We start from the raw sequence: 12,217 nt of genomic DNA on the forward strand, positions 1-12,217 counted from the left end.
GTCCTCCGGATCAGCTCGCACGGTTCAGGATCAGTTGGCCGAGCGCGTCGACGCGGGCCCGGTAGCCGGGCAGCACGGTCGTCGTGCAGTCGTCCTGCGCGATCACGGCCGGGCCGTCGAAGCGCTGGCCCGCCTTCAGGTCGCGGCGCAGATAGAGCGCCGCGTCGTGGAATGCGCCGTTCATGAACACGCGGATCGTGTTCGCGGGCGTCGGCGGCGCGTCGCTCGCGTCGACGGGCTTCAGCGCCGGCTTCGGCGTCGCGGCCGAGATCACGAGCCGCAGCGCGACGACCTGCACGCGCGCCGACGCATCGCTGTGGCCGTACAGGCGCGCGTGCTCGCGATCGAACGCGTCGCGCAGCGGCGCCGGATCGTCGCCGTGCAGCCAGCCGAGCTCGAGCGGCGTGTCGATCTCGAACGACTGGCCCTTGTAGCGCATGTCGGCCGACACCACGATCCGCGCGTCGCGATCGTCGCCGATCTGCCCGACGATCCATCTGCGCGCCGCGCGTTCGAGCGCGCGCGCGTCCGCGCCGAGTTGCGCGAGCGACGCCGCGTCGAGGTCGTAGTAAGTCGTCTTCACGAAGTCGTTGCGCGTATCGGCGATCAGGCCGCCCAGCGCGCTCAGCACGCCCGGCGCGGCCGGCACGACGATCTCGTCGATGCCGATCGCACGCGCGAAGTGGCACGCGAGCATCGGCCCCGCGCCGCCGAACGGCAGCAGCGCGAACGCGCGCGGATCGATCCCGAAGCGCGACACGATCCGGCTCACGCCCGCATACATTCCCGACACCGCGACGTCGACGATCGCCTCGGCGGTCCGGTATGCGTCGCTGCCGAGCCGCGCGGCGAGCGCGTCGATCGCGCGATGCGCGGCCGCGCGATCGACCTTCACCGAGTCGTAGCCGAGACTCGCGTTGCCGATCACGCCGAGCACGACGAACGCGTCGGTGATCGTCGCGCGCGTGCCGCCGCGCCCGTAGCAGACGGGGCCCGGATTCGAGCCGGCGCTGTCCGGGCCAACCTTCAGCACGCCGAAATCGTCGACCCAGGCGATCGAACCGCCGCCGTCGCCGATCGACGACACGGACACCGAAGGAATGTGAATCTGGAAGTCGCCGATGTATTCGCCGGTCGCGTACTGCGGCTCGCCGTCGACGATCAGCGCGACGTCGGCGGTCGTCCCGCCGATGTCGAGGCTCATGCAGCGCGGCAGACCGCTCTGCTTCGCGACGTATGCCGCGCCGATCACGCCGGACGCGGTGCCGGACAGGATCATCTGCACGCAGTTGGTCTTGCCCGCTTCGGCGCTCATCACGCCGCCGTTCGATTTCGTGACCTTCATGTCGCACGAAACGCCCGTCTCGGCGAGCGCGCGCTGCAGCGAGCCGAGATAGTGCGACACCTTCGGCTGCACATAGCCGCCGATCACCGCGGTCAACGTGCGCTCGTACTCGCGGATGATCGGCCACACGTCGGACGAGCACGACACGAAGAAGCCCGGCATCTCACGCTCGACGATCGCCTTCACCGCGTGCTCGTGCGCTGGATTGCGATACGAATGCAGCAGCGCGATGACGACGCCGTCGCACTTCGCGCGCCGCAGCCGCGCGATCGCGTCGAGCACGCTCGATTCTTCGACTGGCGTCTCGATGCTGCCGTCCGCCGCGAGCCGCTCGATCACGCCGAACACGCGCTCGCGCGGCACGAGCGGCGCGGGCCGCTTCGACAGCAGGTTGTACATGTCGGGGCCTTTCAGCCGCGCGAGGTCGAGCACGTCCTCGAAGTGGCGCGTCGTGACGAGACCGAGCCGCAGGCCCTTGCGCTGCACGACCGCGTTGACGCCGACCGTCGTGCCGTGCGTGAAGTACGCGACATCGCGCGGCGCGATCCCGTAGCGCTCGCCGAGCGACGCCATCCCGCACAGCACTTCGCTGCCGGGACTGTCCGGCCGCGAAAACACCTTCAGCGTCTTCAGTTCGCCCGTCGCGTCGTCGAGTACCGCGAAATCGGCGAACGAGCCGCCGATGTCCACCCCGATTCTGATTCCCACGAAGATTCCTTGCTCATTGATGCCCGGCAGGCGCGGCCCGCCGGGCGACAGGAAAGACCACCCGAAGCCGCGCTTCAGGACGCGCCGCCCTCATCACGAGCGCCCCGCGGGCGGCGCCTGGAAACGGATCAGGTCGGCCTCGCTGCGATGGCAGAGCACCTGCGCGCCGTTGTCGAGCGTGCGCAGCGACGGCGTCGCCTGATTGCAGACGCCGTCGATCCGCACCGCGCAGCGCGACAGGAACGAGCACAGCTCCGGGTTGCCGGCAGAGGGACCGATCGGCGCGAGCGGACGGCGGCAGCGCTCGGTCGCGTCGTCGAGCCAGCCCGCGCGCAGCTCGGGCGCGGACGACACGAGCAGATGCGAATACGGATGGAACGGCGGCGCGCACAGCGCCTCGCGGCTGCCCGTCTCGACGCGCTGGCCCGCGTACAGCACGACGATGTCGTCGCTGATCGCGCGCACCTTCGCGATGTCGTGCGTGATGAACAGGTAGGACACGCCGAGCTTGCGCTGCAGATCGCCCAGCAGGTCCATGATCGCCGCGCCGACGACCGTGTCGAGCGCGGACGTCACTTCGTCGCAAAGAATCAGCTCCGGCTCGGCGGCGAGCGCGCGCGCGAGGTTCACGCGCTGCTTCTGTCCGCCCGACAGCTCGACCGTGCGGCGCGCGGCGATCGACGCCGGCAGCCGCACGAGCTCGAGCAGCTCGGCGACGCGCCGCCGCGCGCGCTCGCCCTTCATCCCGTGATAGAACGCGAGCGGCCGCGCGAGCGTGCGCTCGACCGTATGCACCGGATTGAGCGCCGTGTCCGCGTTCTGGAACACGATCTGGATGCGCCGGTATTGCTCCTTCGTGCGGCGGCCCAGGTCGCTCGGCAACGGTTCGCCGTCGAGCAGCAGTTGCCCGCCCGCGGCCGGCACGAGGCCCGCGATCACCTTCGCGAGCGTCGTCTTGCCGGAGCCCGATTCGCCGATCACGCCGACCGTCTGCCCGCGGCCGATGCTCAGATCGACGTCGTCGAGAATCGTCTTCGCCGGCCGGCCGTTGCCGTCCTTGCGGCCGTAGCCGGCGGTCACGCGGCGCACTTCGAGGAGCGGGCCCGCGTCGGCTTTCGCCTGCGCGGCCGCGCGCTCGAAATCGGTCGGCGTCACCGCCGCGATCAGGCTCTGCGTATACGGATGCGCGGGCGCGTGCAGGATCTGCTCGGTGTCGCCGATCTCGCGGATCCGGCCGTCGCTCAGCACGACGATGCGGTCCGCCATCTGCGCGACGACTGCGAGATCGTGCGACACGTACACGGCCGTCATCCCGCATTGCCGGATCACGCGCTTGAACGCCTGCAGCACGTCGATCTGCGTCGTCACGTCGAGCGCGGTGGTCGGCTCGTCGAGGATCACGAGCTCAGGATCGGTGATCAGCGCCATCGCGGCCATCAGCCGCTGCAGTTGCCCGCCCGACACCTGGTGCGGATAGCGCGCGCCGATCTTCTCCGGCTCGGGCAGCGCGAGTGCACGGAACAGTTCGACCGCTTTCGCCCCGGCGGCGCGCCGCGTCATCGTCTTGTGGATCAGCGCGCTCTCGATCACCTGATCGAGGATCGTGCGCACCGGGTTGAACGCGGCGGCCGCGCTCTGCGCGATGTACGCGACCTTGCGGCCGCGCAGCGACGCGAGCGCCTTGTCCGACAAGGCTCGCACGTCGGCGTCGCCGATGCGGACCGCACCGCCCGCGATCCGGCAGCCGCTTCGCGCATGGCCCATCAGCGACAGCGCGATCGTCGTCTTGCCGGAACCGGATTCGCCGATCAGCGCGAGCACTTCGCCGCGCCGCACGTCGAAGTCGACGCCGTGCACGATCGTCGTGACGGGCTCGCCCGGGCGGCCGACGACGACGCGCAGCCCGCGCACCTCGACGAGATTGTCGCGATCGACGTTCATTCAGTGTTCTCCTGCGGCGCCTGCCGCGTCGCTGCGGCGGCCGCGATGCGGCAGGCCGTCGATCAGCAGGTTCACGCCGACCGTCAGGATCGCGATCGCGAGCGCCGGCATGATGACGACGGGCGAGCCTTCGCCGAGCCCGGCGATGTTCTCCCGCACGAGTGAGCCGAGATCCGCGTACGGCGGCTGCACGCCGAGGCCGAGGAAGCTCAGGCCGCTCAGCAGCAGCACGACGAACGTGAAGCGCAGGCCCGTATCGGCGAGCATCGGGTGGATCATGTTCGGCAGCATCTCGACGCACGCGATGTAGGCCGGGCGCTCGCCGCGCGCCCGCGCGACCTGCACGTATTCGTACGTGCTGATGTTGAGCGCGAGCGAGCGCGCGATCCGGTACGAGCCGGGCATGTAGCTGATCGCGGCCGTCAGGATCAGGAGCGGCAGCGACGAGCCGAACGCCGCGACGAGCATCAGCGCGAACATCTTCGACGGAATCGACGTGATCGCGTCGAGCAGGCGGCTCATCGTCTCGTCGACCGCACGGCCCGCGACCGTCGCGAACAGGCCGAGCGACGTGCCGGTGATCGCGGCGAGTAGCGCCGCGGCGAGCGCGAGCAGCACGGTCAGGCGCGTACCGTAGACGATGCGGCTCAGCATGTCGCGGCCGAGGTAGTCGGAGCCGAGCGGCAGCTTCGCGCTGAAGGGAGCGAACACGTCGGTCGACACGATCGAGCCGACCGAATGCGGCGCGAGCCACGGCGCGAACACCGCGACGAAGAGCGCGATGCTCACCATCGCGAGACCGACCCAGCCGCCTTTCGACAGCCGCAGCCGCGCGGCGAATGGCTTGCGCGCGGCGCGCGAGGCGGGCGCGCCGGACGGCGCGCCGCCGCTCCACGACGGCTCGCGGCCGTCGGCGGGGGTGGCGCTGCTGCGTTGAATCAGATCGGCGTGGTTCATGGGCCGCGTCTCCGTCGAAAGGGGTCCGGGATTCGTCATGTCCGCAGCTTCGGATTCGAGACGATCGAGCACAGGTCGGCGAGCAGCACGAGCACGAGATAGCCGAAGCAGAAGATCATCGTGCACGCCTGGACGAGCGGGAAATCGCGGTTCGCGACCGCGTCGACCATCAGGCTCGCGAGGCCCGGATAGTTGAAGATCGTCTCGACGACGATCACGCCGCCGAGCAGATACGACAGGCTCAGCGCGACCGCATTGGCGATCGGACCGATCGCGTTCGGCAACGCGTGGCGCAGCACGACGCGCGCGGGGCTCGCGCCCTTGAGCATTGCCATCTCGACGTACGACGCGCCGAGCTGCTCGATCACGGCCGCGCGCGTCATCCGCGCCATCTGCGCGATCACGACCGCGCACAGCGTGAGCACCGGCATCGCATACGCGCGCAGGACGTGATCGACGCTGTCGATCTCGCCGTTGTACGACAGCGCGGACAGCCAGTGCAGCTTGACCGCGAGCACGAGCACCGCGACCGTCGCGATCAGGAACTCGGGCGTCGCGACGAGCGACAGCGTGCCGAGGCTCACGATCCGATCGATCACGGTCTCGCGTTTCACCGCCGCGAGAATGCCGAGCACGAGCGCGACCGGCACCGACAACGCCGTCGTGATCGCGGCGAGCGTCAGCGACTTCGGCAGCCGCCCGTCGATCATCTCGGCGACGGGCAGCCCGCTCGACAGTGACTTGCCGAAATCGCCGTGCAGCACCTGCGCGAGCCAGTGGCCGTAGCGCAGATGGACCGGCTGATCGAGGCCGAACTGCAGGCGCAGCGCGGCGACCGTCTCCGGCGTCGCCGACTGGCCGAGCGCCGCCTGCGCGGCGTCGCCCGGCAGCAGGTTCGTGATCGCGAATATGATCACCGACACGATCAGCAGCGTGAGCGCCGTCAGCGCGATCCGCTTGCCGATCAACTCGACTATGGTCTGGTTCATCTGCGGGGCCTCTTCGAAACGACGCGGGCCGGGCCCGGGAGCGATGCGCGCCCGGCGCCCGGCGATGCCGGCTCCATCACGTGCGCATCACGCTTCCCACCAGACGTGCTCGGCGAACTGGAAGCCCATCAGCGCGCCCGTCGGGATCGAGCCGAGGCCCTTCAGGCGCTTGTCGTGCGCATCGAGCATGCTGATGAACGCCGGAATGCCGATCCCGCCCTGCTCGGCGACGAGCGCCTGCATCTCGCCGTACATCTGCTTGCGCTTCGCTTCGTCGGTTTCCGAGCGCGCGGCGAGCAGCAGCTGGTCGAACTTCGGGTTCTTCCAGCCCGACTCGTTCCACGTCGCATCCGACTTGAAGAACTGCGTGAACAGCACGTCGGCGCTCGAGCGCGGATTGATGCTGCCGAAGCCGAGCGGATGCTTCATCCAGTGGTTCGACCAGTATCCGTCGGCGGGCACGCGGTTCACCGTCAGGTTCACGCCGATCTTCGCCGCCGTCTGCTGCAGCAGCACGGCCATCTCGACCGAGCCGTTCGCGTCGGTCGTCGCATAGAGGGGCGGCAGCGTCGTGCCGATCGCACCCGCCTTCTGGAAATGGAACTTCGCGCGGTCGAGGTCGAACGGCCGCTGCGCCAGCGACGCGTTGAAGTAGCGATGCCCCGGCGGAATCGGCTGGTCGTTCGCAACCACCGAGTAGCCGCGGAACACGGCCGAGCGGATCTGCTCGCGATCGAACAGGTACTTCATCCCGTTGACGAAATCCATGTTGCCCGTCATCGCGCTGTCGCGGCGCAGGATCAAGTCGGTGTAAAGGCCCGACTTCGTCTCCTTCACCGCATAGCCCGCCGTCGACGCGACTCGCTGCGTCGCGCGCGGATCGACGCCGTTGATCAGCTGCACGTCGCCCGACAAGAGCGCGTTCACGCGCGCGGCCGCGTCGCCGATGCCGATCAGCTCGATCTGGTCGAGGTACGGCGCGCCCGACTTCCAGTAGCCGTCGTTGCGCGCGCCGACCGTCGACACGCCCGGCTTGAACGACTTCAGCTTGTACGGGCCCGTGCCGATCGCCTGCGAGAAATCGGTCGTGCCGTCCTTGACGATCACGAACTGCGGCGTCGCGAGGATCACCGGCAGGTCGGCGTTCGCGTTGTCGAGCGTCAGCGTGACCTCGTTCGGGCCGGTCGCCTTGATGTCGGCGAACTGGTCGGCGAGCGACTTCACCTTCGACGCGGTCGCCGCGTTCTTGTGGCGCATCAGCGAGTAGACGACGTCCGCGGGCGCGAGCGGCTTGCCGTCGTGGAACGTCACGCCGCGGCGCAGCTTGACGACCCAGGTCTTCGCATCCTTCGTCTGCACCGATTCGGCGATGTTCGGCTGCGGCGTCAGGCTCTCGTCGAGCTGCGTCAGGCCGCTGTAGAACAGGAAGAAACGGATGTAATCGGCGCCCGTCGAGCCCTTCGCCGGATCGAGCGTGTCGGCGGTCGAGCTCGCGTCGTACGCGACGCGGATCTTGCCGCCGCGCTTCGGCGCCGGAGCGGCGAACGCGGATTTCGCGCCGGCCAGCAACCCGCCTGCGGCACCCGTCGCCAACACGCCCCCCGCGGCCATCACACGCATCATGTCGCGGCGCGTGAAACCGCCATGTTTGATTTCGTCGCTCATCCGAACAGCTCCTAACAATGAGAAGGTTGATCCTGGGTGTCCAGCAGTTTCTTGTTCCGACGTATGGTCCGGGTCCGCCTGCTGGTGCCGGTTCCCGCGATGCGCGCTTCAAAACGATTTAAGCATCGAAAAAAATGCCGATTGTCGCGATTCGACGCGCCTTGACGACATGATTCGACCGTTTTAGGTGGTCAGCGCAGCACGATTTGCTGCGCGTCCGCGAAAACCCCGGCGGCGAGCGGCGTTCCGGCGACGCCGGTTTGACGCGTCACGTCCTGGCGAAAATCGTAAAGGGGCGCGCGTCGCGGCAATCGTCGACAAAAAAGTCGATTCGGCACAACCGACGCGTTCTCGCGCGCCGGACCATGCGTTTTGCATCGATTCGCGCGCGAGGTGGTTCTGGGCGGGCCAACGAGAAGTTCGCCCTAGCACAACATCCCATAAATAGATTGAATAATTGATCGCCTCGGACATGATGGCGGGATGAGCCGAGGCCGCCAAGCAATGCCAGTGAAGCTGGCGAGGAAAGAAAGACAGGAACTGCTATCGCTGATCGAGCGCAAGACCGCTGCGCAGCGAGATGTGATGCGCGCGCAAATCGCGTTGTGGGCGCACGAGGGTTACTCCAACACGGTCATTGCGCGGGAGCTGGGGGTATCGGTGAAAACGGTCTGCCTGTGGCGCAAGCGCATTGCGCGGCAAGGTGTCCAAGGCATTCGCGAGGGCGAGCGAAGTGGCCGTCCGCCACGCATCACGCACGAAGCGCGGCTGCAATTGATCGCGCTGGCGTGTGAAACGCAGGAACCTGAGGGACGGGTCACACCGACGCTCGACGAGATTGTGGCGCGCCGTGGAGCGCGGTGTCGTCGGGCAGATCAGCCGCAGCCAGGTACAGCGCATTTTGCGGGCCGGCATGTACGCCCGCACCGGGTCCAGCAATGGCTACACAGCTCAGACCCGGCCTTTCGCGAAACGGTCAACTGGATTTGCAAGCTGTATCGCAAGGCGCCTCGAAACGCGGTGGTACTCAGTATCGACGAGAAGACCGGCATTCAGGCCATCGAGCGCAAGCACCCGGAACGCTCGCCCGCACCAGGACGGCTGCGTCGTCGTGAATTCGAATATATCCGTCACGGCACCCAGACGTTGATTGCCGCGCTCGATGCGCATACCGGGAAGGTGCTCGCCGAGTGCCGCGATCGACGCACCCAGGACGATCTGGTCGCCTTCATGGAGCGCGTGGCAGTCGCGCACCCGGGCAAACAAGTGCACGTGGTTTGGGATAACCTGAACACGCATCGCGCCCAGGTCGTCTGGCAGGAGTTCAACGCGCGGCATGGCAACCGGTTTCATTTCCACTTCACGCCGTTGCACGCGAGCTGGGCCAATCAGATCGAACTCTGGTTTGCGCGCTATACCCGCCGGGTGCTGCGCCATGCCAGTCACGCCAGCACTGCGCACCTGCGCGAGCGGACCGAGCGGTTCGTCAGCGAGCACAATCGGGCCGCGCGCCCCTTCAAATGGAGTTTCCGCAGCTATCCGCTACAAGACGGCGCATCGTAATTGAGGGGCCGACACAACTGTGCGAACCGTTGTTGCCGATGCCCCCGTCCCGTACTGGCAACCATCCCACAAACTGTATCGGTACTGTACCGCCACAGTCCACTAAACTCCCTTCGTCATCCTTGAATTCCAAAGACGAAGAGAGCATCACCATGGACTACCTCACCATCAGTGCGCTGCCCGCCGGCATGCTGTTCGCGCTCGTCACCTCGATCACCCCCGGCCCGAACAACACGATGTTGCTTGCATCCGGCGTCAATTTCGGCTTTCGCCGCACGCTGCCGCACATGCTCGGCATCAGCGCCGGCGTCGCGATCCTGATGCTGTCGGTCGGCTTCGGTCTCGGCGAAGCATTCAAGCGCATCCCGGTCCTCTATACGTTGCTCGAGACCGCGAGCGTCGCCTATCTGCTGTATCTCGCGTGGCGCATCGGCACGTCCGGCGAAGTGCGCGCTCACAACGGCAAATCGCGTCCGATGACATTCATCGAGGCGATCGCGTTCCAATGGGTCAATCCGAAGGCATGGATGATGGTGCTGACCGCCGGCACGACGATCCAGCTCTCCGCCGACTACGGCCGCAACGCCGTCTGGATGGCGCTCGTATTCGTCTTCGTCGGTCTGCCGAGCATCAGCGTCTGGGCCGCGTTCGGCCAAGGGTTGCGCGGCTTCCTGTCGAACCGGCGCTGGTTGCGTGTGTTCAACATCACGATGGCCGCGCTGCTCGTTCTGTCGCTTTATCCGATGTTCGCCAAGATCACCGGCCACTGAGACGCGGCGCACCGTTGTGATCCGATCCGGTAAAGCGTACGCTGTTCTTCCGGACGCCGGTTCGCTGTTCCGCGACCCCGTCCCGGCCGGGAGAACGCAGATGAAGCCACTGCTGAAAGCAGGCGATCGGATCGAAGGCCTGCATTGGGTCGCCGAATACCGCCATCGCGCACACTTGATTCGCGTGCTGCGTGAGCGCGTCGAAGTGGGTACTTACGGCGCACCGTCCGCGCTGTTCGGCGACGAGGAGGAGATGGGCGCGTCGACGCCTGCCGATCACCGCAGCCGCGAAGCCGCACTGCGCGCGTATCTGCGCCACTTCGCAAAGATCCACGACGCCGAAGAATAACGGGGCCAAACGCGCCCCGCGCCGCCCCGCCTGTCGTCTCAACCGGTCACGCCGCCCGCGTCGGCGCGTTCGGTTCCGCGTCGCGCAACGCGGCCGTGCGCTTGACCATCAATGCGCCCGCCGCGATCAACGCCGGCGCCGCGAGCATCGAGAAAATCGTGCCGAACCCGAGCTGCGCCTGCAACAGCAAGCCGCCTGAAAACGCGCCCAGAATCCCGCCGAAGCGTCCGACGCCGAGCATCCAGGCGACGCCCGTCGCACGTCCGCTCGTCGGATAGAACGCGGCTGCGAGCGCCGGCAGCGACGATTGTGCGCCATTCATGCAAACGCCCGCGACGAACACGACAGTCGCGAGCAGCGCGAGATGCCCGGCCTGCAGCCCGATCATCCAGACGAACAGCGCCGTCAACGCGTATGTGACCGCGATCACGCGATGCGGCTCGAAGCGGTCCATCAGCCAGCCGGTTGCGATCGCGCCGATGCCGCCGCCGAGCGGAAAGAGCGCGGTGACGAGCGCCGCATCGCGCACGGTGAAGCCGGTGTCGCGGATCAGCGTCGGCAGCCAGCTCGTCAGCAGATAGTAGACGAGCAGTCCCATGAAGTATGTGAGCCACAGCATCGCGGTGCCCGCGCGGTAGCGCGGCGACAGCACGACGGCCGCACCCGAGCGCTGCTGTTCGCCACGGTCTTCGGGCAGCACGAAGCGCACGCCGTCGAACGACGTGCCGGGCGCGATCCGGCGCAGCACCGCGGCGATCCGCTCGCGCGGCGCGCCACGCAGCACCATGAATCGGATCGACTCGGGCAACGCGATCAACAACGCGCCGAGCACGAGCGGCGCGATGCCGCCGACGACGAATACGCTGCGCCAGCCGTGATCCGGGATCAGCGCGGCGGCGACGAGGCCGCCCGCCGACGAGCCGAGCGTGAAGCCGCAGAACATCGTGTTGACGAGAAACGAGCGTTTCGCGTGCGGCGCGTACTCGGCCATCAGCGTCGTCGCGTTCGGCATCGCGGCGCCGAGACCGAGTCCCGTCAGCAAGCGCAGCACGGCCAGCTCCGTCACCGATTGCGCAAACGCGCAGCCGATGCTGAAGAGTCCGAACAACACGACCGAGCCGACCAGCACGCGCTTGCGACCGATCCGGTCGGCGAGCGGGCCCGCCGTGAGCGCGCCGAACGCGAGGCCGACGAGCGCCGCACTCATCACCGGTCCGAGCGCGGCCTTCGTCACGTGCCATTCCTGGCCGAGCGCGGGCGCGACGAAGCCGATCGCGGCGGTATCGAAGCCGTCCGCCGCGACGATCAAAAAGCACAGGATCAGAATCAGCCACTGATAGGGCGAGAAGCGCCGCTCGTCGATGAACTGCTGCACATCGAGCTGGCGCGCGAAATCGGTCATTGCTGTCTCCGTTGGGTTTGTCATCGACGCCTTTCGCGTCCTGCGCCGATGCGATGCCGGCGCATGTCGTCGCGCACGGGCAGCAGCCGTTCGGCGGGCCGCCCGTGCGGTGTGTGCTTCGTGTTTCGCGTCGCGCGGCGTCAGGCCGCGTCTTCTTCGCCAAAGATGCGCTGCGCGAGATGGAACGCCGAATTCGCCGCAGGCACGCCGCAGTAGATCGCAGTCTGCAGCAGCACTTCCTTGATCTCGTCGCGCGTGACGCCGTTGTTCTTCGCCGCGCGCAGATGCAGCGCAAGCTCCTCGCCGCGATTGAGCGCAACCATCATCGCGATCGTCAGCAGACTGCGCGTGTGGCGCGGCAGCCCGTCGCGCGTCCAGATCTCGCCCCACGCATAGCGCGTGATCAGGTTCTGGAACTCATCGGTCAGCTCGGTGCGATTCGCGAGCGAGCGGTCGACGTGCATATCGCCGAGCACAGCGCGGCGCACCTTCATGCCCGCTTCGTAACGTTGATCGTCGTTCATCTCG

The 12,217-nt window shown here is 67.5% G+C and carries 10 protein-coding genes; 3 read left to right on the forward strand and 7 right to left on the reverse strand.

Annotated elements, in window-relative coordinates; all coding sequences use genetic code 11:
* Positions 1 to 10: 10 nt before the first annotated feature.
* The 5 genes from WS69_RS08085 to WS69_RS08105 form a co-directional block, all read right to left on the reverse strand.
* Positions 11 to 2,053 carry a hydantoinase/oxoprolinase family protein gene (locus WS69_RS08085; RefSeq protein WP_059470270.1) on the reverse strand — a complete coding sequence of 681 codons (2,043 nt, stop codon included), beginning with the start codon at positions 2,051 to 2,053 and terminating at the stop codon, positions 11 to 13.
* A 93-nt stretch (positions 2,054 to 2,146) separates the two neighbouring features.
* On the reverse strand, positions 2,147 to 3,994 hold the full coding sequence (locus WS69_RS08090) for an ABC transporter ATP-binding protein (protein ID WP_059470271.1): 1,848 nt from the start codon (positions 3,992 to 3,994) through the stop codon (positions 2,147 to 2,149).
* A complete protein-coding gene (locus WS69_RS08095; protein ID WP_059470272.1) occupies positions 3,995 to 4,951 on the reverse strand; it encodes an ABC transporter permease in 957 nt (318 codons plus the stop codon). It abuts the gene before it with no gap.
* A 35-nt stretch (positions 4,952 to 4,986) separates the two neighbouring features.
* Entirely contained in the window at positions 4,987 to 5,940 is a 954-nt protein-coding gene (locus WS69_RS08100) for an ABC transporter permease (protein WP_059470273.1), read from the reverse strand.
* Positions 5,941 to 6,027: 87 nt separating this feature from the next.
* Positions 6,028 to 7,605 carry an ABC transporter substrate-binding protein gene (locus WS69_RS08105; RefSeq protein ID WP_059470274.1) on the reverse strand — a complete coding sequence of 526 codons (1,578 nt, stop codon included), beginning with the start codon at positions 7,603 to 7,605 and terminating at the stop codon, positions 6,028 to 6,030.
* Positions 7,606 to 8,109: 504 nt separating this feature from the next.
* Between WS69_RS08105 and WS69_RS08110 the strand changes: the two genes are divergently transcribed.
* From WS69_RS08110 to WS69_RS08120, 3 genes are all read left to right on the forward strand, one after another.
* Positions 8,110 to 9,168: an IS630 family transposase gene (locus WS69_RS08110; protein ID WP_226382921.1), complete on the forward strand. Its 1,059-nt coding sequence runs from the start codon at positions 8,110 to 8,112 to the stop codon at positions 9,166 to 9,168.
* Between the two features lie 152 nt (positions 9,169 to 9,320).
* On the forward strand, positions 9,321 to 9,938 hold the full coding sequence (locus WS69_RS08115) for a LysE family translocator (protein ID WP_059470275.1): 618 nt from the start codon (positions 9,321 to 9,323) through the stop codon (positions 9,936 to 9,938).
* A 100-nt stretch (positions 9,939 to 10,038) separates the two neighbouring features.
* Entirely contained in the window at positions 10,039 to 10,287 is a 249-nt protein-coding gene (locus tag WS69_RS08120; RefSeq protein ID WP_059470276.1) for a hypothetical protein, read from the forward strand.
* Between the two features lie 46 nt (positions 10,288 to 10,333).
* On the opposite strand, the gene WS69_RS08125 is transcribed toward WS69_RS08120, so the two are convergent.
* Together WS69_RS08125 and pcaC are read right to left on the reverse strand one after the other, a co-directional pair.
* Complete coding sequence (locus WS69_RS08125; RefSeq protein WP_059470277.1) at positions 10,334 to 11,689, reverse strand: MFS transporter; 1,356 nt, start codon at positions 11,687 to 11,689, stop codon at positions 10,334 to 10,336.
* Between the two features lie 140 nt (positions 11,690 to 11,829).
* Positions 11,830 to 12,213 carry a 4-carboxymuconolactone decarboxylase gene (pcaC, locus tag WS69_RS08130; RefSeq protein ID WP_059470278.1) on the reverse strand — a complete coding sequence of 128 codons (384 nt, stop codon included), beginning with the start codon at positions 12,211 to 12,213 and terminating at the stop codon, positions 11,830 to 11,832.
* Positions 12,214 to 12,217: the final 4 nt, after the last annotated feature.

Source organism: Burkholderia sp. BDU5, from assembly GCF_001522845.1.
GTDB classification, from domain to species: Bacteria; Pseudomonadota; Gammaproteobacteria; order Burkholderiales; family Burkholderiaceae; genus Burkholderia; species Burkholderia mayonis.